Annotated in this window: 26 protein-coding genes and 2 pseudogenes; 12 read left to right on the top strand and 16 right to left on the bottom strand. The window is 61.5% G+C overall.

The genetic code is table 11. From position 1 onward, the window contains the following. From VQ575_RS15880 to VQ575_RS15865, 4 genes are all read right to left on the bottom strand, one after another. Entirely contained in the window at nucleotides 1-807 is an 807-nt protein-coding gene (locus VQ575_RS15880; protein WP_200900484.1) for a DUF6630 family protein, read from the bottom strand. Then, entirely contained in the window at nucleotides 808-1,554 is a 747-nt protein-coding gene (locus VQ575_RS15875; protein WP_196304779.1) for a hypothetical protein, read from the bottom strand. A 66-nt stretch (nucleotides 1,555-1,620) separates the two neighbouring features. Next, nucleotides 1,621-1,782 (bottom strand): DUF2986 domain-containing protein, encoded by a 162-nt coding sequence (locus tag VQ575_RS15870; RefSeq protein WP_080942538.1) that lies wholly within the window; start codon nucleotides 1,780-1,782, stop codon nucleotides 1,621-1,623. Nucleotides 1,783-1,869: 87 nt separating this feature from the next. Then, nucleotides 1,870-3,636 (bottom strand): S8/S53 family peptidase, encoded by a 1,767-nt coding sequence (locus VQ575_RS15865; protein WP_411829899.1) that lies wholly within the window; start codon nucleotides 3,634-3,636, stop codon nucleotides 1,870-1,872. 147 nt (nucleotides 3,637-3,783) lie between these two features. Between VQ575_RS15865 and VQ575_RS15860 the strand changes: the two genes are divergently transcribed. Further along, a complete protein-coding gene (locus tag VQ575_RS15860) occupies nucleotides 3,784-4,536 on the top strand; it encodes a gamma-glutamyl-gamma-aminobutyrate hydrolase family protein (RefSeq protein WP_325917924.1) in 753 nt (250 codons plus the stop codon). Here the strand turns inward: VQ575_RS15860 and VQ575_RS15855 are convergent. Further along, nucleotides 4,521-4,913, bottom strand: a complete 393-nt coding sequence (locus tag VQ575_RS15855) for a VOC family protein (protein ID WP_325917923.1) — start codon at nucleotides 4,911-4,913, stop codon at nucleotides 4,521-4,523. The genes VQ575_RS15860 and VQ575_RS15855 overlap by 16 nt on opposite strands. 67 nt (nucleotides 4,914-4,980) lie before the next feature. Between VQ575_RS15855 and VQ575_RS15850 the strand changes: the two are divergent. After that, a pseudogene (locus VQ575_RS15850) lies at nucleotides 4,981-5,363 on the top strand (HIT family protein). A 9-nt stretch (nucleotides 5,364-5,372) separates the two neighbouring features. On the opposite strand, the gene VQ575_RS15845 reads toward VQ575_RS15850, so the two are convergent. Together VQ575_RS15845 and VQ575_RS15840 are read right to left on the bottom strand one after the other, a co-directional pair. Continuing rightward, nucleotides 5,373-6,164 (bottom strand): nucleotidyltransferase domain-containing protein, encoded by a 792-nt coding sequence (locus VQ575_RS15845; protein WP_325917922.1) that lies wholly within the window; start codon nucleotides 6,162-6,164, stop codon nucleotides 5,373-5,375. 150 nt (nucleotides 6,165-6,314) lie between these two features. Continuing rightward, nucleotides 6,315-7,241, bottom strand: a complete 927-nt coding sequence (locus VQ575_RS15840; RefSeq protein WP_325917919.1) for a hypothetical protein — start codon at nucleotides 7,239-7,241, stop codon at nucleotides 6,315-6,317. A 247-nt stretch (nucleotides 7,242-7,488) separates the two neighbouring features. Between VQ575_RS15840 and VQ575_RS15835 the strand changes: the two are divergent. Continuing rightward, nucleotides 7,489-7,773 (top strand): annotated as a pseudogene (locus VQ575_RS15835) (S-type pyocin domain-containing protein); the annotation flags it as partial. Nucleotides 7,774-7,816: 43 nt separating this feature from the next. Beyond that, a complete protein-coding gene (locus VQ575_RS15830) occupies nucleotides 7,817-8,002 on the top strand; it encodes a pyocin S6 family toxin immunity protein (RefSeq protein WP_235433082.1) in 186 nt (61 codons plus the stop codon). Between the two features lie 99 nt (nucleotides 8,003-8,101). On the opposite strand, the gene VQ575_RS15825 is transcribed toward VQ575_RS15830, so the two are convergent. After that, nucleotides 8,102-10,279: a TonB-dependent siderophore receptor gene (locus tag VQ575_RS15825; protein WP_325917918.1), complete on the bottom strand. Its 2,178-nt coding sequence runs from the start codon at nucleotides 10,277-10,279 to the stop codon at nucleotides 8,102-8,104. A gap of 381 nt (nucleotides 10,280-10,660) precedes the next feature. Between VQ575_RS15825 and VQ575_RS15820 the strand changes: the two genes are divergently transcribed. Next, a complete protein-coding gene (locus VQ575_RS15820) occupies nucleotides 10,661-11,815 on the top strand; it encodes a glycosyltransferase family 1 protein (RefSeq protein WP_325917916.1) in 1,155 nt (384 codons plus the stop codon). Between the two features lie 94 nt (nucleotides 11,816-11,909). Here VQ575_RS15820 and VQ575_RS15815 read toward each other — a convergent pair whose 3' ends face one another. Continuing rightward, complete coding sequence (locus VQ575_RS15815; RefSeq protein WP_325917915.1) at nucleotides 11,910-12,722, bottom strand: MBL fold metallo-hydrolase; 813 nt, start codon at nucleotides 12,720-12,722, stop codon at nucleotides 11,910-11,912. Nucleotides 12,723-12,784: 62 nt separating this feature from the next. Between VQ575_RS15815 and VQ575_RS15810 the strand changes: the two genes are divergently transcribed. Next, a complete protein-coding gene (locus tag VQ575_RS15810; RefSeq protein ID WP_045156167.1) occupies nucleotides 12,785-13,750 on the top strand; it encodes a GlxA family transcriptional regulator in 966 nt (321 codons plus the stop codon). 12 nt (nucleotides 13,751-13,762) lie between these two features. Here VQ575_RS15810 and kefC read toward each other — a convergent pair whose 3' ends face one another. From kefC to VQ575_RS15790, 4 genes are all read right to left on the bottom strand, one after another. Beyond that, nucleotides 13,763-15,589, bottom strand: coding sequence for a glutathione-regulated potassium-efflux system protein KefC (kefC, locus tag VQ575_RS15805; protein WP_325917913.1), 1,827 nt, complete (start codon nucleotides 15,587-15,589; stop codon nucleotides 13,763-13,765). Nucleotide 15,590: 1 nt separating this feature from the next. After that, a complete protein-coding gene (gene kefF, locus VQ575_RS15800; protein WP_045156169.1) occupies nucleotides 15,591-16,112 on the bottom strand; it encodes a glutathione-regulated potassium-efflux system oxidoreductase KefF in 522 nt (173 codons plus the stop codon). Between the two features lie 101 nt (nucleotides 16,113-16,213). Beyond that, nucleotides 16,214-17,560 (bottom strand): sensor histidine kinase, encoded by a 1,347-nt coding sequence (locus tag VQ575_RS15795; RefSeq protein ID WP_039589456.1) that lies wholly within the window; start codon nucleotides 17,558-17,560, stop codon nucleotides 16,214-16,216. Further along, a complete protein-coding gene (locus VQ575_RS15790; protein ID WP_039590035.1) occupies nucleotides 17,557-18,267 on the bottom strand; it encodes a response regulator in 711 nt (236 codons plus the stop codon). The genes VQ575_RS15795 and VQ575_RS15790 overlap by 4 nt, the downstream gene beginning before the upstream one ends. Nucleotides 18,268-18,529: 262 nt before the next feature. Here VQ575_RS15790 and VQ575_RS15785 point away from each other — a divergent pair, with 262 nt between their 5' ends. The 4 genes from VQ575_RS15785 to VQ575_RS15770 all read left to right on the top strand — a co-directional run bounded on the left by VQ575_RS15785 (nucleotide 18,530) and on the right by VQ575_RS15770 (nucleotide 21,541). Further along, the gene (locus VQ575_RS15785; RefSeq protein WP_325917911.1) at nucleotides 18,530-19,315 is read left to right on the top strand and encodes an MlaA family lipoprotein; all 786 of its coding nucleotides are present in this window, start codon (nucleotides 18,530-18,532) and stop codon (nucleotides 19,313-19,315) included. After that, entirely contained in the window at nucleotides 19,308-19,547 is a 240-nt protein-coding gene (locus VQ575_RS15780; protein ID WP_325917910.1) for a hypothetical protein, read from the top strand. Before VQ575_RS15785 ends, VQ575_RS15780 begins: the two co-directional genes overlap by 8 nt. Nucleotides 19,548-19,693: 146 nt before the next feature. Further along, a complete protein-coding gene (locus VQ575_RS15775; protein ID WP_198724735.1) occupies nucleotides 19,694-20,995 on the top strand; it encodes an Nramp family divalent metal transporter in 1,302 nt (433 codons plus the stop codon). 66 nt (nucleotides 20,996-21,061) lie between these two features. Then, a complete protein-coding gene (locus VQ575_RS15770) occupies nucleotides 21,062-21,541 on the top strand; it encodes a VOC family protein (RefSeq protein ID WP_045156170.1) in 480 nt (159 codons plus the stop codon). On the opposite strand, the gene VQ575_RS15765 is transcribed toward VQ575_RS15770, so the two are convergent. Then, nucleotides 21,542-21,943 (bottom strand): RidA family protein, encoded by a 402-nt coding sequence (locus VQ575_RS15765; protein WP_039589464.1) that lies wholly within the window; start codon nucleotides 21,941-21,943, stop codon nucleotides 21,542-21,544. Between the two features lie 133 nt (nucleotides 21,944-22,076). Between VQ575_RS15765 and VQ575_RS15760 the strand changes: the two genes are divergently transcribed. Together VQ575_RS15760 and VQ575_RS15755 are read left to right on the top strand one after the other, a co-directional pair. Beyond that, nucleotides 22,077-23,000 carry a LysR family transcriptional regulator gene (locus VQ575_RS15760; protein ID WP_039589467.1) on the top strand — a complete coding sequence of 308 codons (924 nt, stop codon included), beginning with the start codon at nucleotides 22,077-22,079 and terminating at the stop codon, nucleotides 22,998-23,000. A 33-nt stretch (nucleotides 23,001-23,033) separates the two neighbouring features. Beyond that, nucleotides 23,034-23,426, top strand: a complete 393-nt coding sequence (locus VQ575_RS15755) for a GFA family protein (RefSeq protein WP_325917909.1) — start codon at nucleotides 23,034-23,036, stop codon at nucleotides 23,424-23,426. A gap of 13 nt (nucleotides 23,427-23,439) precedes the next feature. Here VQ575_RS15755 and VQ575_RS15750 read toward each other — a convergent pair whose 3' ends face one another. Both VQ575_RS15750 and VQ575_RS15745 read right to left on the bottom strand, forming a co-directional pair. Then, nucleotides 23,440-23,838 carry a RidA family protein gene (locus VQ575_RS15750; protein WP_045156172.1) on the bottom strand — a complete coding sequence of 133 codons (399 nt, stop codon included), beginning with the start codon at nucleotides 23,836-23,838 and terminating at the stop codon, nucleotides 23,440-23,442. Continuing rightward, nucleotides 23,828-24,964 (bottom strand): DSD1 family PLP-dependent enzyme, encoded by a 1,137-nt coding sequence (locus tag VQ575_RS15745; protein ID WP_325917907.1) that lies wholly within the window; start codon nucleotides 24,962-24,964, stop codon nucleotides 23,828-23,830. The genes VQ575_RS15750 and VQ575_RS15745 overlap by 11 nt, the downstream gene beginning before the upstream one ends. Nucleotide 24,965: the final 1 nt, after the last annotated feature.

The raw sequence follows: 24,965 nt of genomic DNA, 5'->3' as shown, positions 1-24,965 counted from the left end.
TTAGTATTTATGGACGATGCCCAGCCTGCCCATGATTTCCAGCGCATTGGCCAGGCCCAGCCCGTTCATGGGCAGGCAGGCAAACGCTTGGTACTCGTCGAAATGCGTGCCGATGGCCAACAGCTTCAGATCGTGGGCCTCGAGCCGCCCATTGAAATACTGGAGCAGCGCCCGTTCCCAATCGTTGGCGTGATTGACTGCATCGACGGTTGCACTGTCGGGCGTGGGGATTTCAATGCCCCGCTCCTGTAGTGGCGCAAGGGCGTTGATAGCGTAGACGCCTGACAACGACCATTCCTTCCACTCGAACTCAGCCAGCCGATTGGTCCCGGCAAGGGCCGATTGCAGCTGTGTCCACGCCCAGTCCCATTGACCGGTAGGGGACGGCATGTTCTCGATCAGCGCTTGCGCATGGGCCTCGTCGAACAGGCAATCGAACAGGTCCGCCAGCGTATCGGCCATGTCCGGTCCCGGGCCTTGGCCAGCCGTGTCCAGGTCACGGCTCAAGCGTTGCCAGTGGCTGGCCAATTCGACCCAATCGTCTTCATCCATGTCGTCATCGATCACCTGGGCATTGTGGCCGCGGTGGTAATTATCCAGCCGCGTCTTGCGCACCCGCACTGCGCCTTCGGCCAGATCGACTGCGTAGCTGGTGTAGTCCAGATAGTTGGTCTGGAACACGATGCGGTCGGGAAATATGTCGTGGACAAGGCTTTCCTCGGCATCGAAATACGCCGCGCCTTCGAGCGTGCCGTGGGTGTTGATGATGCGTTGGAGCGATAGCGGATCGATGGCGTCCAGGGTCATTTATTTCACGCTCTGTACATGCATGTCGATGGAAATCCCGTCGTGCTTGTCGGTACTGGCGTGGTAGAAGAAACCGTAGTCGACCAAATAGTAATAATGATTGGCGGGAAGGAGTCTCTTGCTCGGAAGCTGTTCCTGGCAACTCATGGCCTTGGCCTGGCCGCTCAGGGCCGGGTTCAGTTGCTTGGCCGGCAATTCGCGGTCGATGCGACAGTCGAAGACTCTCGGCTCCGTGCCCAAGGTACCGATGAGGTTGCTGGTGTTACTGCCTTGCCGGGTGTAACCCAATTGGCTGCCGACCGGCATGTGTCGCCAATCGCCACGAAAGCTCAAGCTGTCGATGACCACGGTATTTCTCGACATCGTGGCCTGTTCCACTCCAGAAAGCATCAACAGGCCACGCCAGGTGATCTTGCGACCGTTGAGGTGTTCGCTTTTGTGAATGAAGCGCAACTGGCGGGTGTCCGGGTCGGTAGACAGAAAATACTCGGTACGTTCCGGCCTGCTTTCCTTGGGGTAGTTGACGGTGCCGGCCAGTTCCACGTAGGTCAGCGTCTTGATTGGCGCGGGCATGTCGAGTTGCTCGATCGCTTTCAAGACGTCCGGGTTGATGACCGGGTTTCCATCGGCCCTCATCGGTACGGTGCGGAACTTGAACGTCGGCGTATTGACAGGTTTTGTCTGCGTTTGCTGGGTGGCGCAAGCGGCCAGCGCCAGGAAGGCGATGCAAAGGAAAAGACGTTGCACGGGTATCTCCGGTAAGTCCATTTGATGGAGGCCTTGCTGGTCGCTGTTGGCCTGCGAAGGTAGCGATCAGTTTTCAGGGGCAGCGATGATGTCTGGATCGGCTTCAGCCGCCAGTTTCAACCGGTCGGCTTTGCTGATGTACCTGTCCTTGCTCTTCGGTGCCAGTTTGGCACTGGCTTTCTTGGCGTTGGCCTTGAGTAGCTGGTTTATTTTCTTACGGCGGTTCATGGTTTTTCTACTCGGCTTGAACGGTTTCGAAGCGCGGCTGCGGTGGACGTATCGTAAGGGCGAAAGGGGGCGGTGGCTAGGGTGGGATCAGCGCACCCGATCGCGACTCTGCACCGACAGATCCAACGCCTTTTGCATGTCCAGCCGTGCCGAGCGGCCCACATCCTTGTCGCTGAGCTGGTAGTTGCGCTCCGACGGCAGGATGGGCGCGGTGAGGTCTTCGCCGTCCATTTGTTCGAAGTCGTGATTGTCGCCGATGGTCATGGCGCTGCGGCGCAGGAGCATGCGCAGTTGCTCGGGGTGAAGTTGCGGATTGATCGACAGCATCGCCGCCAGCAGGCCGGTGACCATGGGCGTGGCATAGGACGTGCCGCAATGCACCGCGCCATCCTGGCCGGCATTGACCGTGGAGGCGTGGGTGCACGCGGCGGCGGTGATGTCGACGCGCATGTCGATGTTCGAGGAGTTGCGCTTGACCGCATAGCCCGGGTCGTCGACGGCAGCGCCGGCGCGTTCGCTGCGCTGGTGCCCGCCGACCACCAGCAGTTGTTCGGTGACGAACGAGGAGGGCAGGCGATATTCATCGGTGCCCGAGAATGACGACCCGTTACCGGCTGAGTTCACTACCACCACGTCGGGGTGCTCCTTGCGCAGCCACAGGAAAAACTCCTCCAACAATTCTTCGTAGCCACTCATGGCGATGCCCGAACGCAGCAGCGAATCCACGTCGTCGCCTTTGACATCCTTCGCCCCCACACGGTGAATGCCCCAGCTCCAGTTGAGCACGCGCACGCCATCCTCGACGAGGTTGACCGAGGCCGCGATGTTGGCGGTGATCCCGGCATCGGAGTTGCGTTCGACGATCACTTCGAAGCCGCCGCTGGCCTTGTCCAGGCCACGGAGCAAACCGGTGTTGCCACCGTCGTTCCAGCGAGCGGCGAGGATGCCCGCGACGGTCGTGCCGTGGTTGTCCGGTTTATCCGCGTCGCGGGCGTAAACGCAGGTGCGCGGCACCGAGCAGGGGCCCAGGTAGTCGGCGAAGTCCGCCGTGTCGAAATCGACGTCACGCTCGATGAGGCCGATGCGCACGGGGTGCGGTCGGATCGGCGCCTGTTGTCCGGGGATGCGCCGCTGGTAGTAATGCACCGCGTCGAGAAAGCGATTCGCGGCCCATTCATCCGAGTCCTGGGCCGGTTTCTTCGGCTCTTCCGGCTGGGTGGGCGCTTGCTCGGTTTCTTCAGCCCCGGATTCTTCGATCACTACGGCATCGACGCTGGTCTCGCCGCCCAGGCGCAGCACCAATGCGTCGCGCTGCACCAGGTCCTTGGCCGGCAGGCGCAGCTGATACACATTGAGCGGCGCAATGCTGCCGACTACCTTGGCGCCGTACTTGCCGGCGAGCCGCTCGGCCTCCTGGCGGCCATCGTGGCTTTCCTCGATCAACACGCTGACCAGATCCACATACGTGGTCAGGCCGTCCATGTTCTTCGCCACCTCATTCGGCCCGGCCGCGACAACGTGACTGCTGCGCAGGGTCAACCAGACGGCATTGCTGGCACGCGGGCCGTCCTCCAACCAGAGCGGACCGCTTTGGTAATCGGCCCTGTCCAGGCGCAGACGCAGCTGTTGCCCGTCACGCTCGACCCTGTCAGCGGGAATCGCTTGTTCACCCAGCGTCAGTTGCGGCGTTGCCTCGCCCAGCCCTCGCACGGTCAGGCACCACTGCTGATGCTCGATTTCGAGCAGGTCACCGCAGCGCTTCAGGCTTTCGAGGCGCAACGGCTCTTGGGCCATTGCCATCGTGCAGGCAGACAACGCGAACAGGGTGACGAGGGCAGCGGATCGTGAGGGCATGGGTGAGGGTTCTTTGCCGTGGTTTGCAGTTCCGACCGCTGCGTCGATGGCTTCGTTCAGGTAACGCCCACGGTCCGTCATCAAATTTGAACAACCGGACCCGCGCCGCAATCCGATCCATAAGCATGTGAGCTACCGGGGAACCCTATGTCTCGTCCACCCATGATCGGAATCATCGCCTGCTCAGGCAAAATCGGTCCGCACACTGTCCAGCTCAGCAACGACAAATACGCCCAGGCCGTCGCCACCGCCGCCGAGGCGCTACCGGTGATCGTGCCGGTATTCCCGGCGCTGATGGATCCGGCCCGGATCATCGCCGGCCTCGACGGCCTGCTGTTCACTGGATCGCCGTCCAATATCGAGCCCCATCACTACGGTGGCCCACCCAGCCCGCCGGGCACCGAGCACGACCCGGCCCGGGACAACCTGGCGCTGGCGCTCTGGCGCACCGCGGTCGAGGCCGGCCTTCCGGTGTTGGGCATCTGTCGCGGCTTCCAGGAAATGAACGTCGCCTTCGGCGGCACGCTCCATCAACAACTCGACGGCCCCGGCGCCGAACACGAACCGCCGAGCAACGAGCCGGTGCAGGAGCAATACGCCCGTAACCACGCCCTGACAGTGAGCCCGGGCGGTGTGCTGGCACGGCTGGGCCTCAAGGATGTCATCGAAGTCAATTCCGTCCACGGCCAGGGCATCGCGCGGGTGGGGCAGGGCCTGCGAGTCGAAGCCGTGGCGGAAGATGGCTTGGTGGAGGGGCTTTCGGTGGAGGGCAGCCGAGCGTTTGCGTTGGGCGTGCAATGGCATCCGGAATGGGAAGTGATGGAGCACCCGGATTACCGGGCGATTTTCCGCGCGTTTGGGGAGGCGTGCCGGGCGCGGGCGGGTTACTCCGGATCGTGATAACAGACGCAGAGCTTGTTGCCTTCAGGGTCCCGAAAGTAGGCCCCGTAATAATCCGGATGATATTCGGGGCGCAGGCCCGGGGGGCCTTCGCAGCGGCCATCGAGGGTCAACGCCAGGGCATGGATGTCGCGCACGGCCTGCCGATCGGGGGCCAGCAGGGCAATCATCTGTCCGTTTCCTGATGTCGCCGATTCGCCATCGAACGGTTTGCCAATCACAAAAAGCGGGCGCGCATTGTCAGGATGTTTCCAGCCCGCCCATGGGCGTTCAAGGTCTTTGAATTTGAGTTCAAGGCCGAGCGCTTGCGTGATTTCTTGATAGAAGAGATAGGCTCGTTCGAAGTCGTTCACGCCGATGCAGATATGTGAAATCATCTTTTGGTCCTGGGAGCGGGAGAGCCTGTTCCTACCATAGCAGTGATCTCCGAATGGTGGCCATCCTATGCGCATATCGCCTCGTTTCATCGTCCATGAAGCTGAGCATTGGATCATCAACCACCGCATTAACAGTGCACTGCCCGGCTATCTGATGCTCAGCGCAAAGCGGATGACGAACTCCTTGGCATCGCTACCCATCGAAGCGTTGGCCGAACTGGGTGTGTTGCAGGCGCGAATCCAGCACGCCATCGAAACGCACCTGCAACCCAAGCGGACTTCGGCTCGAGGGAAACCGATTCGCCGCAGACCGATGGCGCAGAACTGACGCTTTTTGCATGGCGGGAGTTCTGTGAACGGCCTGACCCACCGCCGATACAGGGGCCGTCCGTTGACGAGGCCGTGGCGTTGCTGCGGGGTGAGTTCGGCTGCCCCTCGTTGATTGAATAGCGCGGACCGTTAGCTCCAGGTTTCCTTCAACACGGAACGAAACAGCTCCGATAGCAGTGGTTCCACCTCCTTGCGTTCGCTACGTGAGGGCTTGATGGCCTCAAGGCGGCTCAGCTCACGTTCAATGAAAAGTTGAATGGGAGCGATCTGAGGCGATAGCCCCATTTCAGGAGCCGCGCGCTTGATCACGAGCAAGTCATCAATGGCTTGCTGGAGTTCGGTCTCTCCATCAAGTACACCGCGCAGCTTGTCGAATTCAATAGGGGCTGGCGTGTTGAACTGTTCCAGCCAACGCACGGATAACAACGGGCGCAGGACATAGAAATATTTTTTCAGTGGCACCTGTGGGGCCTGCAAATACCCCCGGTAGTTGGTTTTCGCCATGCTGCGGTAGTGATAAATACCGCTTTCCACCGAATACACCTGTGGCAACAACGCCTTGGCCTGCTCATGGAAGGAACCGGAGTGCTCGTAAATGATGGTCGACTGTACCCATTCCACAAAGCCCGGATTGGACTTCCAGAATAGTCTCAGCGCCTTGCGCAGATCCCAACCATTGATATCCATCTCATCGACGATTGGATATTCGATAACGTCGCGTTGCTCCTCCAGGCCAACAGAGAGGTACCACTCAGGTCTGTTCACATAAATAAACCTTGCATCATAGTCGCTGTTGGGTGAAGCAAAACCCCAAGCCCGACTGCCTGACTCCACGGCTAAAACTACTTGGACATCGTGCTCGTGTTCTGCGCCGCGCAGGCGACTTCTAACTTCTTCCTGAACAGCTAGGGAAACCATCATTACCTCAAATCGAAACGGAGTTTAGTTTGTACGCTATCCATCCGTGGGCAGCCCGTCCAGCATCACGGGAATGCCTCGGTGATACTCAACGCTGCACTTGCGCTTTCTGCACCGCTTTTTCTTGCCGAACCGTGGTGGAATCAATCGTCCTCAAGGATTGGACTTCATCCGCCCTTCGATCGCCACGCGCAAACAACCCCAGGCGATGACGCCAATGATCAGCAATTCCACTACACCGATAAGCATGTGAAATGAAAAGATCATCGGCTGCTCCGCCCAATAGAAGGTTGTCGGGCGACTAATGCCAATGCGCAGCCGTCCGGTAAACAGCGAAGTGACCAAGGCAATAACGCGGGTCAGCTCTAACACCGCCAGGAAGGCGCCAATCAGGGCGAGCAAGGCCCATGCGGGTGCGCCTAGTTGCTCAGTCGTTTGCGCCGAAGGCGTCGGTTCCATTGTTTTGCGTTGCCTGGCGATCTTCGCCGGGGTTGGAGCAGGCCGGTAGGCGGCCTTCGCAATGGGTGCCGAGCCGACCGTTACCTCGGTGGGCATTGATATCTGCAGGTATTCGCTTATCTCACGCAGCCACAGGTCGGTGCGTTTGCTTCCCGGTACGACCGGAACGTTGCTGCTCGTCAGACGGTGGGTGGTGCCGTCGCGCATCACCAGCCACAGTTGGGTGGCGGCTGGCTTGGCCTCCGGGTGGCGGCGAAGTTCGAAGTGTTTGGCGGCGTCGAGCCTGAACACCGAGTGCACCCGCTCACGGCGGCCAAAAAAGTTCTGGGTGCGGCGTTTGCCTTCGCCGTCGAGGCGCGATAGCACCAAGGTTTCGCGGGTGCCGGTGTAAACCAGCAGCGACAGGCCCAGGGCGGGAATCAGCAGCAGACCGAGCACGATCAGCAGCAAGCTCAATGGGTCCATGCCCGCTGGCGACGAGTCTGCAATCGCCAGCACGGCCCCCACGGGAAAGATCAACGCCAGCGCACTGGTCAGCAGCACGACTACGCTCTGTACCCGGTTGACCGAGTGGATGTGCAGGTCATCCCGCGCGGTGCGCTCGAATCGATATCCGATCAATGTAAAGCTCCTGATAAGCCGTCGGCCCCACGTGGCGGTGGATGTGTGACGGGTGGTTCAACCGCTGATTCAGAGTCGATCGGCCGGCTGATTTTTTCGGCCCTACATCGCGCGACGAAAACGGAGCGATCATTTCAAGAAACATCTTACATCGCCACTCCCATCCCCTGCGTTAGCGCCCCTCCTGGATTTTCAGGATGAGATTCGCGACTCGTGACACGCCCAAAAGACCTGCCCAAGGTTCGTAATCCACGTCCAGGCCGACGGCAGTATCAAGGGGTATGGCTTCTACACCGGGCAGAACCGCGACTGGGGAATGGTTGACGTCGTTCACCTGACGCCGCGTGCTGACCAATATATCGCAGACCTTGGCGACGGCATCGAACTGATCTGGACCCCAGCCACCGACCCCTCCGACACCCTCGGCATCCCCGCACTGGAAGCCGCGCCCCAAACCCCGCACATTTGGATCTACCCACCGACGCCGGTGGCGGACAGCATCATCGTCAACCCGATCTATCCGCCGGAGTACCTTTTATCCCGACGACAAAAATGACGATTCATTGCAGTTTGAAATGTACATAAAAAACTCTGAGCAGAATGAAGTGCTAGCCCAAATAACCGAAGGGAAATCCTTCAGTGAAATCGGCCCTGGAGAGCTGGAAATAACAGGCGAGCAGCTAAGAGAAATAGGGCGGGTGCTGGGTATGGAGTTCCCAGCGGGACTGGAGTATTACATCGGAACATGTGTCGATGCCTGATAAGAACACCAGTAAGGAATCGTATCGCCAGCCCGCCCCAAAGCGTAGTCCTGAAACATAATCGAACTGTTTCAGGGCCAGAAAAAAGTTCGGCCTTAACTAGAAGCTGTACTTAGCCGTCAACATCATATTCCGCGGATTACCATACGCATCCCCGCCATAACTCGCAGAGTTAGCGATAGTGGAATAGTAACGACGGTCAAAGATGTTATTGGCGTTGACCTGCAGATCCAGGTTCTCGTTGACCCGATACCCGGCCATCAAATCCGTGACGGCATAGCTACCCTGTTCGAGGCGGTATCGACTGCCATTGGCGAGCTCGATGTCGTTGTACATCCGGCTTTGCCAGGAGACGTTGCCGCCGACGCGCAGTTTTTCCAGTGGGCCCTGGAATTGGTAGCTGGTGGTCAGTTTGAACAGGTGCTCCGGCGTGTCAGTGTCGAACTGCTTGTTGATGTTCTGAGGGTTGGCAGCATCCTTGATAGTGTGGGTTCGCGCATAGGTATAGCCACCGCCGACCTGCCAGTTTTCGGTCAAGGCGCCTTGCAATTCCAAGTCGATACCTTGGCTGCGAATTTCGCCGGAGGCTTCGTAGCAGGTCGCCTGCGGACAGTTTGCGGTGGACAGCTGTACGGCGCGGTTTTCCTGGTCGACGCGGAACAGCGCCAGGCTCGCGTTCAGCGCGCCATCAAAGTACTCGCCCTTGATACCGACCTCGTAGTTCTTGCCAATGATCGGCTTGACCGGGCTGCCAGAGGTATCCTTTTCGGTCTGCGGCGTGAAAATGTCGCTGTAGCTGACATAGACCGAATATTGGTCGTTCAGGTCGTAGATCAAGCCGGCATAACGGGTGACGTTGCGGGTGACCTTGTAGTCGCTGTCGCCATCACGGTTATCGTAGTCGTACCAGTCCAGGCGGCCGCCGAGGATCAACTTCAGCGGGTCGGCCAGGCTCAGGCGAGTGGTGAGGTAGACGCCATCCTGAGTGGTCACGTCGCGCTGGTTGTTGGTACGAACGAAGTTCGGTTTACCCGCGCTGATCGGCCAATTCATGTCGTATGGGCTGTAGTTGTGGGTGGTCTTGTCCTGGATGCGCTTGCTGGCGCCCACCACCAATTCATGGGTTCGGCCGAACGCCTCGAAGGGGCCACTGGCGAAGGCATCCACGCCGGCCTGGTTGTCATCGTAGGCGGCCTGGTAAACCGTGCGTGCCAAGGTGTTATTGACCCAGCGCGATTGGTAAGAGCCGGAAAACAATCCGTTCTGTTCGGAATAGTTGGCGTTGACCTGGAGGTTCCAGTCATTGGTCAAGCGATGACGGACTTCGGCGAATACCGTATTGATCTCCTGGTCCTTGTTCTCCCAATCCGTGCCCGGATTGTAAGAGCGCGGCAGGTCCAGGTGATGGCCGTCCTGGCCGATCATCGAGGAACCCCAGAAGTAATTGGTCTTGTCCTTCTGATGGGAAAAGCCCAGTGTCAACGTGGTGTCTTCACTCAGGTCCGCTTCGGTGACCGCATAGAACAGCCCGTGATTCTCTTCGACATCATCGATGAAACTGTTGGCGTCGCGGTATGAGGTCACGACCCGACCGCGCAGCGTGCCGCTGTCGTTGAGTGGGCTGGACGCATCGACCTCGCCACGGTAATCGTCCCAACTGCCGGCGGCACCGGTCAGGGTGACTTTCTGCTCGTTCAGCGGCCGCTTGCGTACCAGATTGATCGCGGCCGAAGGGTTGCCCGCACCTGTCACCAAACCGGTGGCACCGCGCACGATTTCGACCCGATCAAACATCGCCAGGTTAGGCTGGGAACCGACGTCGTTACCGTTGTAGGCCGACGGGATGCCGTCGTACATGAGGTTGTCGATGTTGAACCCGCGGGCCTTGTAACTCTGCCGGCCAGGCCCGTTGGAAAAATCCAGGAACAACCCCGGGGTCGCCTTGACCACATCGTTGATATTGCTCATCCCCTGGTCATCCATGCGCTGGCGCGTGATGACCGTCACGGCTTGCGGTGTTTCACGCATCGTCAGCGGAAGTTTGGTTGCCGTCGACATCGAACCGGTGGTGTAGGACTCGGTGCCTTCCGTGGTGCTCCATAGCGGGTTGCTGGTGACCTCGGTCGCGCCCAGTTCCAGCGTGACTGGCTGGGTGTCCTGCACGGTAGCGCTGTTGTCAGCGGCATAGGCGGGGGCCAGGGCCGCCATGCAGATAGCCATGGCCAGGAGATCGCGAGCAGGGGTGAAATGGAGCGGTGGGGGGGTGCGAGTCGACATGGATGGGTCCTGAGATGCTAATGGTGTTGAGAACTATTAGCGTTCAAGTGTCTCAGGATTTTTCACAAGGTTAAAGCTTTGAGTGGGCCGGAAGGGTTGATGCAGAGCGGTTACTGCTTCAAGGGAAGGCGTTTTCGGTACGGCGATTTATCGGGGATCTCCTGGCATCGAGCCATGCCCTTGTCGGGCGCTCACAGCAGCCGACAGACCAATGGGTGCAGTTTGTCGGCTGGTTTCCAGAAGTTTTGGAACGGCATCGGAACCGGTTTTCTCCAACGTCCACAGGGCCAAGCGAGAGGGGAGTCTCCAGGTCCTGTTCGCCAGGCGGCCAGTGCCAGATTCCGGTGGGCCCAGCATCGATCCCCAGAAAAGGAACGTCAGATGAGTCAACAAGAACAATTTCACCTCAAGCACAACGCCGCGTCGGCCACGAACCTGCGGCCCACATTGTTGTGCCTGTCTCATTTGCGCTGGGGCTTCGTCCATCAACGGCCCCAGCACGTGATGTCCCGATTGGCCAGTGACTACGACGTGCTGTTTTTCGAGGAACCTATCTTCGAAGGCAGGCAGACCGCGCACTTGGAACGCTATGCGGTGGCCGACGGCGTGACGGTGCTGGTGCCCAGGCTTCCCGAAGGACTGAGTGAAACCCAGGTGATCGATGCCCAGCACGAGTTGCTGGATGCCTGGCTGGCGGAACATTGGCCGAGTGAATTGATGCTCTGGTACCTCACGCCCATGAGCCAGGCCTTCACTGAACACCTGGAGGCCAACGTGGTGATATACGATTGCGTGGACGAGCTCTCGGCTTTCAAATTTGCGTCGCCCGCATTGATGGAAATGGAACGGCGCTTGATGGCCAAGGCCGACGTGGTGTTTACCGGCGGCTACAGCCTGTGGGAGGCGAAGCGGCAGCTTCACCGCAACGTCCACGCCATGCCGAGCAGCGTCGATGTCGCACACTTTGCCGCGGCCCGGCAGCCGATTCCCGATCCGGCGGACCAGGCCGATATCGCTCACCCGCGGCTGGGTTTCTTCGGTGTCATCGACGAGCGTTTCAACATCGATCTGGTGGGAGAGCTCGCTGCCCTGCGGCCGGACTGGCAGATCGTGCTGGTCGGGCCGGTGGTCAATATCGACCCGGCCACCTTGCCTCGCCGTCCGAATATTAATTACCTGGGTGCCAAGCAATATGAAGAGTTGCCCGCGTATCTGGCCGGCTGGGACGTGGCGTTGATGCCGTTCGCGCTGGACGAATCCACCCGCTTCATCTGTCCCACCACGACCCCCGAATACCTGGCGGGCGGTTGCCCGGTGGTGTCCACGCCGATCGGTGATGTGGTCAATGGCTACGGTGGCAGTGGCGTCGTTGCCATTGCCGATTCACCCCAGGCATTCATCGAGGCGATCCAGGCTGCGCTGGACTTGCGCACGCAGCCGGGCGTGGTCGTGCAATACGCCGATAAAGCCCTGGAGGGCATGTCCTGGGACAGGACCTGCGCCCAGATGAAGGAGCAGATCGAATGCCAACGATAACCCTCGAGACCCTCGACGCGTGCGCCCGAGGCGAGCAGCAGGCGCTGAGGGATTTGTATGAGCAGCAGATGCTGGCCGAGCTTGACGCCCTGGCCTAGACGGGCTGGAAAACCAAGGTCTCGCCATCTTCTGGGATCCACATCCGGTCCGCGACCCCCGCTATCTCGGCGGCATCGCGCAGCGCCTCTCGTGTCGTCGGGCAGTGGCTGATGGCCTCCAGGTGATTGGCCACCACGGTTCCACGAGACAGGCGAGTGAATTGCAGGGCTTCCTCGATGCCCATGATGATGTCGCCGCCGATATCGAAACGCGCCCCGCCGGCCGGGACGACGCTGACCTGCGGTTGATGGCGCAACACAAAGTCGCACACGGCAGGGGTGAGCACGGTGTCGCCGGTGAGGTAGACGCTCGGTTCGCCGTGCAACTCGATCAAGTAGCCGACGCCGTGCTCCATCAGTTTGCCCACCAGGCCCCGTCCATGGGTGCATTTGACGGAGCGAATGCTGCCACCCAGGAACGCGCCGGGTTGCTCGTGATCGTTGGCCAGTGGTTGGACGTTCAAGCCACGGCTGGCGAGGTATCCGGCGTCGTGGGGCGTGCAGATGACCGGGATTTGCCTGTCCCGCAGCCAGCGTTTCGCTGCGCGATCCAAATGATCGAAGTGGCCTTTCTGGCAGTGTGTGATCAGGCAATGAGTCACGGTGTCCAGATCGTTTGCCGTCGACGCCGGTAGCTCCACCAGCGGATTGCGCTGGGTCGCGCCGAACAGGCGAAGCGGCGGCAACGTGCCTTTGCCGGCCAGCATGGGATCGACGAGCACGCGATACGGGCCGAACTCAAGGATGATCGTTGCGTTGCGGATTTGCTGGATTCTCATGAAGCGTTCCTCTTTGAGCGAGCGCTTCATGGTGCCGATCCGGGGCGATGGGCATAATGGCAGGATCTGACATCCCTGATTCCTTTTTAGCCATGCCGAAAAAATTCCGTGTTGGTCTGCTGCTGTTTCCCGGTTGCATGCCTGCTGGCCTGTTCGCCTTCGCCGATCTGCTGCACGCGGCCAACCGCCGCGGCGGACGAACGTTGTTCGAGGCGACGTATGTCGCGCTGCAAGCCGGCCCGGTGACCTGCGCCCGTGGCATCGGCCTGCACGCTGAAAAGGCGCTGGGCGACGCCGACCTGGATGCCGTCCTGGTGCCTGGTTTCTGGGCAGAATCCGCCGGGCAGGTGGACACTCTGCTTGCCGGCCAGGCACCGCTTTTGAGAGAACTGTCGAAGCGCCCCCGGCGCCAACTCTGGGCGTATTGCACTGGGGTATGCCTGCTGGCCGCCTGCGGCCGATTGGACGGGCAGGGCGCGACGATTACCTGGTGGCTGGCGCAGGCCATGCAAGAGCAGTACGGCAAAGTCCGCTGGCAGAGCGAACAGAACTGCGTGTTCAACGAGCGAAACGCCACCGCGTCGGGGGTGAACGGTTATCTGCCCATCGCCGAGCAGTTGATTGAGCGCAACGTCAGTCGCGATGTGCTGCGCGACATTACCCGGCTGATGGTGTTGCCGCGTCCCGCCGTGCCCCATGCTGCGTTCCAGGGCATTGCGCTGATCCAGCAGCCCGACGGGTTGTTGCGCCGGTTGCACGGCTTGGTCGAGCAGATGCCGGCGGAGCGGATCACCGTCAAGGTGCTGGCCGGTCGGCTCGCCATGTCCGAGCGGACGCTGGCGCGCAGAGTCGGTGACGAAACCGGTCAGACCGTCGCTGCGTATGCCCGGTGCATCAAACTGAATCAAGTGGCCGAGCGACTGACACTGACGTCGCTACCGCTTGCCAGCATCGGCGCCGAACTGGGCTTCAGCAGCAGCTCCAACTTGCAGCGGATGTTCAAGGCGCTGACCGGGCTGACGCCAGTGCAGTACCGGCGCCAGTTCGGGCGGGTGTGACGCTGGGGCGCGTCAGCTGCGTGCCTGCTCCTTCTCGTTTCGGTGATGGTCCGGCCAGCTATCGACCGGGTGCGCGCGGTCCTCGTTGAACATTTCCGTGAGCAACGCATTGGCGCGCCGGTAGGCGTCGTGCCTGAACTTGAGGTCGTCTTCCGGCTGGGCAACGATTTCCTCGAGCATCTGCAGGTTGAGGCGACGGAACTGATCGGCGCGTTCACGCGCCTCGTACGCACCGACGCCCATCTGCACCAAGGCGCTGCGTCCCATCGCCAGCGCGCTTTCGAATGTTTCCCGCTCGGCGCTTTCCACGCCCAGTTGCCGCAGGGTGATCAGGTGCGCCATGTCTCGCGCCCGCACGATCAGTTTCAACGCGGGGAAATGCTCCTGGGCCATTCGGGTCAGCGTCAGGTTGTCCTGCTGATCGTCTATCGCATTGATCAGCACCACCGCCTGGGCCGCGCCGGCTGCATGGAGCAGATCCAGGCGCGTGGCATCACCGTAGAACACTTTCACGCCGAACTTGCGCAGCGTCTCGATGTTGTCGGGGTCATGATCAAGTACCACCACGTCGACGCCGCAGGACATCAGCAGACGGCCGGCGATCTGCCCGAAACGACCGAAGCCGGCAATGATTACCCGTGGGTTCTGCTGGTCGACGAGGTCGGATTCCTGGCGGTTTTTCTTGGTGGTCGACTCCACCCGGTCCAGCAGCAGGATCAGCAGCGGCGTCAGGCACATGGAGAGTGCGACCGCCAGCGTCAGGCTCTTGCCCCACTGGTCGGTGAGGATGCCGGCCAGCGTTGCGGCGCCGAACACCACGAAAGCGAATTCGCTGCCCTGGCCGAGCAGCACCGCTTGCCAGGAGCGTTGGCCGGCGGGGACGTTCAAGAAACGGCTGACGGTCTTGATCACCAGCAGTTTGATCAGGATGAAACCCAGGGTCAGGGTGATGACTTTCAGCGGTGCATTGATCAGCGTGCCGAAATCGATCGACATGCCGACGCCAATGAAGAACAGTCCCAGCAACAGGCCCTTGAATGGCTCGATGTCGCTTTCCAGGGCATGGCGATATTCCGAGCTTGCCAGCAGCACGCCGGCGAGGAATGCGCCCATGGCCATCGACAGCCCGGCTTCTTCGAGGAGAAAGCCGAAGCCGAACACCAGGAACAGCGCCACGGCACTGAAGATTTCCCGCAGGCCTGAGCGCGCGGCGAAGCGCAGTAGCGGCCGCGTCACGTAGCGCCCCAGCAGCACGACGACGCTGATGGCGGCGACGATCTTCACGATCGACAGCGCCAGGGCCATGCCCGACGGGGTTTGGCCGTGGGCCGCCAACAAGGGGATCATGGCAACCAGGGGAATGGCCGCGATGTCCTGGAATAACAGCACCGCGAAACTGCTGCGTCCGACGGCGGTGGCGGTCAGGTTGCGTTCGCTCATTGCCTGCATGGCGATGGCCGTGGAGGACAGGCTCAAGGTCAGCCCGACCAGCAGCGCCGCCGTCCAGTTCAAGCCCAATGCCGCACAGAAAGCGGCGATGGCACCGCCGCAGGCCAACATTTGCAAGGCACCACCGCCGAACACCATCCGGCGTAGCGCCCACAGGCGTTTGGGATCGAGCTCAAGGCCGATGATGAACAGCATCAGGACGACGCCGATTTCGGCGAACTCCAGGATGGCCTTCACATCGGTGATGAGCTTCAGTCCCCACGGGCCGATCACGCACCCGGCCAGCAGGTAGCCGAGCACCGGGCCCAGGCCGAAGCGCACGGCAATCGGTACGATCAGCGTCGCCGAGGCCAGGTAGATGAGCATCTCGATCAGGCTGTGCGTCTGCATCTCAATCTTCCTTCCAGGCGGCCAGGCGAGCGCCGTAATGTTCGATTTGTGCCCGTTGAGCCTCAGACTCGGCGGCATACGCGCCATGCACGGCGACGGGTTCGAGCCAGCGCATGTGGCAATAGAGCGCCGTGGCGTGGAGCGGCTGGGCCAGCGCTGAAAAGTCCGGGTACGCGCCGATCTGGAAATGCTCCCGTTCGCCACCGGTGGACACGGCCCACAACAGGCCCTTGCCGTTGAGGGCCGTGGCGCCTTTGCCATAAGCCCAGCCGTGGGTGAAGACTTTGTCGATCCACAGCTTCAGCAGGGGCGGCATGCCGTACCAGTACATCGGGTGCTGCAGGACGATCAGGTCAGCCTTTTCGGCAGCACGCTGTTCCGCCTCCACGTCGATGTTGAAGTCCGGGTAGAGATCGTAGAGCGACCGTATGACCACGTCTGGATGGGCCGACGCCCGCTGGAGCATCTGCTGGTTGACCCGCGACTGGTCGGGGTAGGGATGGGCGTAAACGATCAGGATCATCGGGGCGGTTCCGCGCGACAGGGCCAGGTCAAAAGGCTGGACATCCTACCGAGGAAGGCGCGTGTTGTTTAGGGCATTGTTGCCGTCGCGTCTCGTCCGGCTCAATTGAGCGGCAGCGAGACCCTGACTTCCAACCCGCCGCCCCGGCGATTCCTGAGGACCAGCGTCCCGCCATGCTCCAGCACCGTCGCCCGCGCCGCCGACAGGCCCAGGCCGACGCCACCGGTGTTCTTGTTGCGTGAACCTTCAATGCGAAAGAAGGGCGCGAATACCTGCTCCTGATAGTGGGGCGCTATGCCCGGCCCACGATCGACGATGCGGATCTCGACGCAATCGGCATAGGTTTTCAGCCGGACACCCGGTTCGCTGCCGTATTTGGCCGCGTTGTCGATGAGGTTGGTCAGCGCGCGCTTGATCCCGATGGGCCGGCCGACATACACGAACCGCTGGGCGCCTCCGAAGGACACCGCTGTGCCCGCGTCCCTGAAGTCGTCGACGACGGTGTGCAACAGTTCCGCCAGGTCGAACGCCGTGGCGTGTTCGAGGCGCGCTTCATCGCGGAAGAACTCCAGCGCGGCGTTGACCATCGCCTGCATCTCGTCGACGTCCCGAAATAGCCTCGATTGCTGTTCGGCGTCCTCGATGAACTCGCCGCGCAGGCGCATGCGGGTCAGGGGGGCTCGCAAGTCATGGGAGATGGCCGCGAGCATCTGCGTGCGGTCCTGGACGAAGTGCTTGAGCTGGGCCTGCATGGCGTTGAACGCCAGGATTGCCTGGCGGATCTCGAAGGGACCGACGACCGGGATGGGCGGTGCCCGGAAATCCACGCCGAAGCGCCGGGCCCCCTCGGCAAAGCGTTCCAGAGGCGTCGCGAGGTGCCGCGTGGCGATCAGGGCGACGATCAGCGTCGACAGCAGGATCAACCCGATGATGATCAGGTTGCGGGCCCATTCCCCCAGGCCCCAACTGCGCGAGGTGACGGAGAAGATCACCCAGGAGTGATCGGTCAGCTCGATGATCACCACGTAGCGCCTGGCGGGGTCGTCGGCGGGCCAGTCCCCCGGTTCGTAGGCTTCGATCCGGGCGTCGGGCCTGCCCAGTTGCTCCTGCAGGAAAGCCGAGCCTTCGCTGAACTCGGGATCGTCGATGACGGGTAGCCGCGCCTCCTCATGGCTCAGCAGCCATTGCACGCTGAACCCCGTATCACTGGCTGCCCGGGCAATTTCGTGCCGTTGCCCCGCAGGGACCGAGTCGATAATGCGCGTGACGGCCGCGGCCTTGTCCATCAGGCCGGTCTCCATGAGGGGAGGGCGCGCCCAGGCGCCGGCCAGCACGCTGAACAGTTCGTTGAGGGCCAGTAACGTCAGCATCGACACCATCGTGGTCAGGGCGATCCAGCGTGCGACGGTGTCCCGTGACCGGGGCACGCTCGCCCGCCCGCGGGTCATCGCTTCACCACGTGGGGACTGAACAGGTAGCCGCTGTTGCGTACAGTGCGGATCATCGACGGGCCGGTCACGTCGCTCTCCAGTTTGCGCCGCAAACGGCTGACCTGGACATCGATGCTGCGGTCAAACGCATCGAAAGTCTCGCCACGGGCCATATCCAGCAACTGCTGGCGGGTAAGCACCCGGCGTGGATGTTCGGCGAAGACCAGCAGCAATTCGAATTCACCGGCGGACAGCGGAATCATGACCTCGTCGGGCGAACGCAACTCGCGGCGGGTGACGTCCAATTGCCAACCTTCGAATTCCAGGGTCGGCCGGGCGAGGTCGCCCAGGGTGCCCCTGGCTTCGCCGGTGCGCCGCAGGACGGCGCGCACCCGGGCCAGTAGCTCGCGGGCGTCGAAAGGCTTGGTCAGGTAGTCGTCGGCGCCCATCTCGAGGCCGACGACACGGTCGCTCAATTCGCCCATGGCGGTGAGCATGATGATCCCGACCCGGTGCTCGGAGCGCAGGCGCTGGCAGAGCACCAGCCCGTTGTCGCCCGGCAGCATCACGTCAAGGATGATCAGGTCCGGTTGCCGGCGCGCCACCGCTTGCCACAGGGCGTTACCGTCGGCGGCGACTTCGACGCTATAGCCATGTTGCTCGAGGAACTTGCGCAGCAGGGCGAGGACTTCCAGGTCATCGTCCACCAGTAGTAGATGGCTCACGGGGGTCACGTCGGGCAATGAATACGGGGTGCAATACTAGGGTCAATCCGGGGCTGCGTCATATATTTCAGTCCGGAAACAAAGCGACTGGCGGGCAATATTCTGGAAATCTACGGGCAAGAAAGCGGCGGCAGGATGGGGCGATTCCAGTTGGTTGGACGATGGCGAACGGAACCTGTGGCGAGGGGATGAATCGCCTCGCCACAGGAACCGCGTCGTTGGCCGATTGGTATCGCCCCATCCCTCCCCGAGATAGCCCTGTATGCCGATCACCAAACCCGCGCCGCTGCTTGTTCGTTCCACCGTCGTTGTTGCGCTGGTCGCACTTGCCAGCGGTTGCACCAGTACGCCCACTGCCAAGCCGGGCAGTTGCGAAAGTGTTCCCTATGCCGTGCATGATCCGGCCGAGCCGGTGAACCGCGGCATCTTCGCCTTCAACCGGACCGTGGACGATTACGCCCTGGCCCCCATCGCCCGTGGCTATCGCAAACTGCCGGACATGTTCCAGGCCGGCGTACACAACTTCGTCGCCAACTTCGGCGAGCCCAAGGTGTTCATCAACGATTTGCTGCAAGGCAATGGGCAGCGTTCGGTCACGACCCTGGGGCGCTTCGTCATCAATAGCACCGTGGGCATCGTCGGGCTGATCGACGTGTCGGGCAAAATAGGCATTGCACGCCACGAGTCGGATTTCGGCCAGACGTTCGGTGTCTGGGACATTGCCCCCGGACCGATCGTCGAACTGCCGCTGCTGGGCACCGCCAACCTGAGGGACGCGACCGGCAAAGTGGTGAGCTTCGTGGTAGACCCCTTCGGCGACAACAGCGATACCGTCCAGACCCTGAGCACGATCAAGACCGTGGGAGGCGTCGTCGATGGTCGCGCCGAGGCGTTGCCGCTCACCGATCAGTTGCGCAAGCAACCGGACTATTACGTGGCGCTGCGCGACGCCATTGCGCAACGACGCGCCGATTTTGTCGCCGATGGCAAACTGGGTGCCGTCCAGGACGAACCGCAATGCCCGGAGCGCGGTGGCGCCAATGAATAGCCAGGCGCTGGTCCTGCATCGACGGTTGAAAACCATCGACCAGGGCACGCTGCATTGCCGTGAGCTCGAGTTGCGGCTCGCCGAGGACGGCCAGCACGTGTTGCTCAGCCGCTACGTCGAATGGTACGACCCACAACAACCGAGCCTGTGCGCAACCCAGCACTATCGCGTGCCGTTGGCGAGCATGATTCGTTGGATGATCAACAACGGCGAGCAGGGCAGCGCGCCGTGACGAAGGGAGATCTACCCGGCGTATAAACAACGCCGGGAGTTGAAATATTTTTACATACTTCTAACCTAATTATGGTTGTACGATGTCGTACGAAATATGGTCGACTGTTTCCGTTCCTCACAAAAAAAATAACGGAGACTCCATTCATGTCGAGCATTCCTTCGGCCGAGGGCCAAGCTGTGGCCCCTGCGCAGAGCCGCTTCGTACGTCTCTTGAAGCTTCTTGGCCCCGGTATCATCGCGGTACTGTCCTGGCTGGGCGCCGGAGACCTCATCACTTCTTCCGTGGCCGGTGCGAACTATGGCTACGCGATGATGTGGGTGCTGGCGGTGTCCCTGTTGCTGCGATACCTGATCGTCAACATCATCGCGCGCTTCCAGCTCTGCAATAACCAGGGCATGACCATCCTCCAGGGCTACGCCCAGCTCAATCCGTTCTTCGCCTGGTTCCTGCTGGTGTATGCGCTGCTCATGGGGCATCTGATGAACGCCTACATGATCAAGGGCGCAGGCGAGGCCTTGGCGATGTTGCTCAAGACCGACTACCCACTGCTCTGTTCGGTGGCGGTGGTGTTGGCGGTGTGGATGCTCGTCGGGCGCAATATCTATTCGATGATCGAAGGCGTGATGAAGGCGCTGCTGGCGATCATGACCTTGGCGTTCCTGGCCCTGGCGGTCATGTCCGGCCCGGATGTCGCCGGGATCGTCAAAGGCACCATCGGCTTCAGCATTCCACCCGATGAAGGCGTGCACGGTGCGCTGCTGGTGGCGGTCTCGGTGATCGGCGCGGTAGCGGGCTCCATTGCCAACTTCGTCCACCCGTATGTCATGCGCCAGAAAGGCTGGGTTGGCCCTGAGCACAAGCGCATCCAGCGCAACGACCTGTTGTTTGCGGTGTTCGTCGGGATCGTCATCAACCTCGCGATCTGGATCGTCGGCGCGCAGATCCTGCGGCCAAACGGTATCGAGGTGAAAACCCTGGGCGACCTGGGCAAGGCCCTGGAGATGTTCTTCGGCTCGATCGGTTGGTACGTGTTTTTCATCGGCGTGTTCGCCACGCTGTTCGCCAGTATTTCTGGCAAGACCACGGCGTTCCCGATGTTGATCACCGACGCCTTCCAGCACGTGCGGCCTGAGCGTCGCGAGCGCTATGGCAAGGAGTTCCACCGCGACCCGATGCACAAGTGGTTCATGCTCTTTATCCTCGTCACACCATTGATCTGGTCACTGCCGGGCATGCCGGATTTCGTGACCCTGACCATCGGTGTCAACGCGCTGAACATTGTCGGACTGCCGGTGATATCCCTGGGCCTGCTGATCATGTCGAACCAGAAATCCCTGCTGGGCAAGGAGTACCGCAACAACCTGTTCGAGAACATTGCGCTGGTGTTCGCGACCGGCCTGGCATTGTGGGTGGCGTTCCAACTGGGTGTCGATCTGTTCACCTGAGTCTGGGTCATTGACCTCCGGAGGGGCTGCTAGACTTGACGGTCCAGTCCCTTTCGGAGAATCCGGATGAACAATAAGAACAGGATTTGCCTCTGGTACGACGGCGACGCCCAGGACGCTGCGCAGTTCTACGCCAAGACCTTTCCCGACAGCGCAGTGACCGCCATCCATCATGCACCGGGCGATTACCCGTCAGGCAACCAGGGCGATGTGATCACCGTGGATTTCACGGTGATCGGCATCCCTTGCATCGGCTTGAACGGCGGGGCGATGTTCAAGCACAGCGAAGCTTTTTCCTTCCAGATCACAACCGATGACCAGGCCGAGACGGATCGCCTGTGGAACGCGATCATCGACAACGGCGGCCAGGCGAGCGCGTGCGGTTGGTGCAAGGATAAATGGGGCGTGTCGTGGCAGATCAGCCCTCGGGTGTTGATCGAGGCGATCACAAGCCCCGACAAAGCCGCCGCCAAGCGCGCCTTCGAGGCCATGATGACCATGACCAGGATCGACATTGCGGCGATCGAGGCGGCGGTGAAGGGGTAGTCAGCTTCCGGTGCCAGGCAACCTGGCAATCACCTTGATCTCGAACTGAAAACCATACAACCACGTCACGCCCACTGCCGTCAGCGTTGGGTGTGGCGCGTTGCCCCAGAATTCCGGCACCACGCTCCAGACCCGTTCGAATATCTGCTCGGGATCAACCATGAAGACGGTCACGTCAATCACATCGTCGAAGCTGCAATCAGCGGCGGCGAGTATGGCTTGCAGGTTGGTGAAGGCGCGGCGCACCTGGTCTTCCAGCACGGGCTCGGGCGAGCCGTCCTCGCGGCTGCCGACCTGTCCGGATACGAACAGCAAGCCGTTGGAACGAATCGCCGGCGAATAGCGGTTGCGCTCATAAAGCGCCTGGCGGCCGGGTGGGAAAACGACGTCACGCTGTGTCATGGGGTGTCTCCATCGATGTGGCCGCAAGCGGCCGGAAATCTGCGATGGAAGAACTCTAGGGGCTTGTGCTTGGGCGATAAACGGGCAAGCTTGGCGTTCACTGTTTGTCAAACCCAAACAATCCGAGGCGCAAATGGACCGTTTCGACGCGATGCAAGCGTTCGTGCGTGTCGTCGAGGCCGGCAGTTTCACCAAGGCCGCCGAGACGCTGCACATGAGCAAGACCACCGTGACCCAGTTGGTGCAACAGCTCGAAGCGCGGCTGCGGGTCAAGCTGCTCAACCGCACGACGCGCAAGGTCAATGTCACGGCGGACGGCGCAGCCTTTTACGAGCGGGCGATTCGCCTGCTGGCTGATTTGGACGATGCCGAGACCAGCCTGTCCGGCGCCCAGGCGCTACCGCGCGGGCGGCTGCGGGTCGACGTGCCGAGCCCACTGGCGGCGCTGATCCTGATCCCGGCGTTGCCGGCCTTCTACGAGCGTTATCCGGACATCCAGATCGACATGGGCGTCAGCGACCGCATCGTCGACATGATTGATGAAAACGTCGATTGCGTGGTTCGCGGCGGCGAGCTGACGGACCAATCGCTGATCGCCCGGCGCGTCGGTGACCTGGCCCTTGGCGTCTTCGCCGCGCCGAGCTACCTGGCGCGCTTGGGCACCCCGGCTCATCCCCGCGAGTTGGAGGATTCCCAGCATCGCGTCGTCGGTTTCCTCTGGGCACGCACCGGCAAAGCCTTGCCCTATGCCATGCACAGACAGGACGAGCACCTGCACATCAAGGGGCGCTATGCGCTGGCGATCGACGATGGCAATGCCTACCTGGCCGCAGGCCTGGCGGGGCTCGGGGTACTCTGGTTGCCCACCTACATGTCGCGGATCCACCAGGCCCAGGGTGCGCTGGTACCGTTATTCGAAGACTGGCGCCTGGAGTCGATGCCGATGTACGTGGCGTACCCGCCGAACCGGCACATCAGTGCCAAGCTGCGGGTGTTCATCGACTGGGTGGTGGAGCTGATGGCGCAACATGCACCTATCCTTGATCGGCACGCGTGATGACATTTTTCTCGATTGCAGAGGAGAGCAACGATGGACCGATTCACCGGCGGTTGCCTGTGCGGCAACGTTCGCCTTGAAGCGTCCGGCCGCCCTTACCGGGTCGGCCTTTGCCACTGCCTGGATTGCCGCAAGCACCATGGCGCGTTGTTTTTCGCGGCGGCTGTGTTCCCCCGGGACGCGGTGACCGTCACGGGCGTAACCCGGGACTACGCCGGACGCTTTTTCTGTCCCGACTGTGGCTCGTCGCTGTTCGCCCGCAGTGGCGACGAGATCGAAGTGCACCTCGGCGCGCTCGACGCCCCCGACCAACTGAAGCCCACCTATGAATGCTGGACCGTACGCCGCGAGTCCTGGTTGCCGGCGTTTGCGTTGGTGCGGCGGTATGAGCGTGATCGCGAGGGCAGTGGGCGGGCAGAGGAGTAGGGCACGAGGCACTTCAAGATTTGAGCCCCGAGCGAGCCAACGCTTCGATTTCAACCAGGTAGCCATGGTGCAGGGCCGGCACCGGCACCACGGCGCGCGCGGGTCGATGTTCGCCCAGGTAGCGTGCGTAGATCCGGTCGAACGCTGGCCAGTGCTCGATGCCGGCGATGTACACCGTCACCTTCAACAGATCGTGTGGTCCTCGACCCGCCGCGTCGAGAATCGCCATCAGGTTGTCCAGGGCGACGGCGACCTGGACCTCGAACGGTTCGCCAATGTTGTGGCGGCCATCGGCGCGTACCGGCAGTTGCCCGGAGAGGTACAGGATTCCCTGGTGCGCGACTGCTTGAGCGTAATGTCCGCCCGGCGTCGCAGCGTGGGTCGTGTGGATCGATTCGATTTCACCAGCCATGCAGGCGACTCCAAATGTGCACTTCGCCCGTGGCTTCACAGGCGTGATAGTGAGGAAACTGCGCGCCGGTCGCGCAGGCGTGATTGGGCAGGATGCGCAGGCGGCTGCCGACCGGAAAACGCACGACGATATCCAGGCTTGCAGGGTTCTGCAGGGTAATGATGCCGTGCTCCTGATTCGCGGCGCCGAACCGCAGGTCTTCGAGCCAGTCGCCGTGTTCGGTGCAAACCTGCCCGTAGCCATAGTCGCGATGCTGACGCTGCGTCCCGCGGTCCCGGCTCATCGCCATCCATCCTGCATCGGTGATGATCCAGCCCTTGTCAGGCTGATGGCCGATGATGGTGGTCAGTACGCTCAACGCGAGTTCATCGCGCCGACAAACGCCGACGTTGTGCATCACTAGGTCGAAGAACACATAGACACCGGCGCGCACCTCGGTGACGCCGTCCAGGTTCTGTGCCGACAGCGCTGTCGGGGTCGAGCCGATGCTGACTTGCGGGCAGACCAGCCCGGCTTCGCGGATGCGTTGGGCGGCGCTGACGCAAACACGACGCTCCTGCTCGGCCAAGGCTTGCAGCGCGGGTTGATTGTCAAGTTCGTAGCTGGAGCCGGCGTGGGTCATCACGCCGCAAAGTGATGAGCCGCCACGGGTGAGCAATCGGGCGATCTGGACAAGTGCCTTGTCATCTTCCTTCAGGCCCGATCGATGGCCGTCGCAATCGATCTCGACCCACACATCGAAATTGGTATCGTGCTGTTGGCCAAAGTCGACGATGGCCTGCGCGCCGGCCAAGCTGTCGGTGAGGATGCTCAATTGGCAGCCCTCGCGCAGCAGCGCCAGTGCCTGGGGCAGTTTGCCGGGAGCCATGGCGACGGCATAAAAAATGTCCCGGATGCCTGCTGCGAAACAATGTTCCGCCTCCTTCAAGGTGGACACGGTAACGCCCTGGGCGCCCGCGTCGATCTGCGCCCGGACCGTTGGCAGGCATTTGCTGGTCTTGATGTGTGGGCGCAAGCGCACGCCCAGGTTGTCCATGCGCTGCTGCATGCGCTGGATGTTGCGCTGCATGCGCGGTACATCGATCAGCGCGGCGGGCGTGTCGAGGTGGGTCAGAGAAACTATCATC

Source organism: Pseudomonas frederiksbergensis (assembly GCF_035751725.1).
GTDB classification, from domain to species: Bacteria; Pseudomonadota; Gammaproteobacteria; order Pseudomonadales; family Pseudomonadaceae; genus Aquipseudomonas; species Aquipseudomonas frederiksbergensis_A.
This window is presented reverse-complemented; position numbering and strand designations above follow the sequence as displayed.

Coding starts and splice junctions, on each gene's coding strand:
- kefC (WP_325917913.1), bottom strand. CDS start 15,589: ATGCAGACGCACAGCCTGATCGAGATGCTCATCTACCTGGCCTCGGCG.
- VQ575_RS15825 (WP_325917918.1), bottom strand. CDS start 10,279: ATGTCGACTCGCACCCCCCCACCGCTCCATTTCACCCCTGCTCGCGAT.
- VQ575_RS15770 (WP_045156170.1), top strand. CDS start 21,062: ATGAACAATAAGAACAGGATTTGCCTCTGGTACGACGGCGACGCCCAG.
- VQ575_RS15880 (WP_200900484.1), bottom strand. CDS start 807: ATGACCCTGGACGCCATCGATCCGCTATCGCTCCAACGCATCATCAAC.
- VQ575_RS15780 (WP_325917910.1), top strand. CDS start 19,308: ATGAATAGCCAGGCGCTGGTCCTGCATCGACGGTTGAAAACCATCGAC.
- VQ575_RS15760 (WP_039589467.1), top strand. CDS start 22,077: ATGGACCGTTTCGACGCGATGCAAGCGTTCGTGCGTGTCGTCGAGGCC.
- kefF (WP_045156169.1), bottom strand. CDS start 16,112: ATGATCCTGATCGTTTACGCCCATCCCTACCCCGACCAGTCGCGGGTC.
- VQ575_RS15775 (WP_198724735.1), top strand. CDS start 19,694: ATGTCGAGCATTCCTTCGGCCGAGGGCCAAGCTGTGGCCCCTGCGCAG.
- VQ575_RS15845 (WP_325917922.1), bottom strand. CDS start 6,164: ATGATGGTTTCCCTAGCTGTTCAGGAAGAAGTTAGAAGTCGCCTGCGC.
- VQ575_RS15865 (WP_411829899.1), bottom strand. CDS start 3,636: ATGCCCTCACGATCCGCTGCCCTCGTCACCCTGTTCGCGTTGTCTGCC.
- VQ575_RS15855 (WP_325917923.1), bottom strand. CDS start 4,913: ATGATTTCACATATCTGCATCGGCGTGAACGACTTCGAACGAGCCTAT.
- VQ575_RS15860 (WP_325917924.1), top strand. CDS start 3,784: ATGTCTCGTCCACCCATGATCGGAATCATCGCCTGCTCAGGCAAAATC.
- VQ575_RS15755 (WP_325917909.1), top strand. CDS start 23,034: ATGGACCGATTCACCGGCGGTTGCCTGTGCGGCAACGTTCGCCTTGAA.
- VQ575_RS15745 (WP_325917907.1), bottom strand. CDS start 24,964: ATGATAGTTTCTCTGACCCACCTCGACACGCCCGCCGCGCTGATCGAT.
- VQ575_RS15830 (WP_235433082.1), top strand. CDS start 7,817: ATGTACATAAAAAACTCTGAGCAGAATGAAGTGCTAGCCCAAATAACC.
- VQ575_RS15810 (WP_045156167.1), top strand. CDS start 12,785: ATGCCGAAAAAATTCCGTGTTGGTCTGCTGCTGTTTCCCGGTTGCATG.
- VQ575_RS15795 (WP_039589456.1), bottom strand. CDS start 17,560: ATGACCCGCGGGCGGGCGAGCGTGCCCCGGTCACGGGACACCGTCGCA.
- VQ575_RS15785 (WP_325917911.1), top strand. CDS start 18,530: ATGCCGATCACCAAACCCGCGCCGCTGCTTGTTCGTTCCACCGTCGTT.
- VQ575_RS15750 (WP_045156172.1), bottom strand. CDS start 23,838: ATGGCTGGTGAAATCGAATCGATCCACACGACCCACGCTGCGACGCCG.
- VQ575_RS15815 (WP_325917915.1), bottom strand. CDS start 12,722: ATGAAGCGCTCGCTCAAAGAGGAACGCTTCATGAGAATCCAGCAAATC.
- VQ575_RS15820 (WP_325917916.1), top strand. CDS start 10,661: ATGAGTCAACAAGAACAATTTCACCTCAAGCACAACGCCGCGTCGGCC.
- VQ575_RS15765 (WP_039589464.1), bottom strand. CDS start 21,943: ATGACACAGCGTGACGTCGTTTTCCCACCCGGCCGCCAGGCGCTTTAT.
- VQ575_RS15870 (WP_080942538.1), bottom strand. CDS start 1,782: ATGAACCGCCGTAAGAAAATAAACCAGCTACTCAAGGCCAACGCCAAG.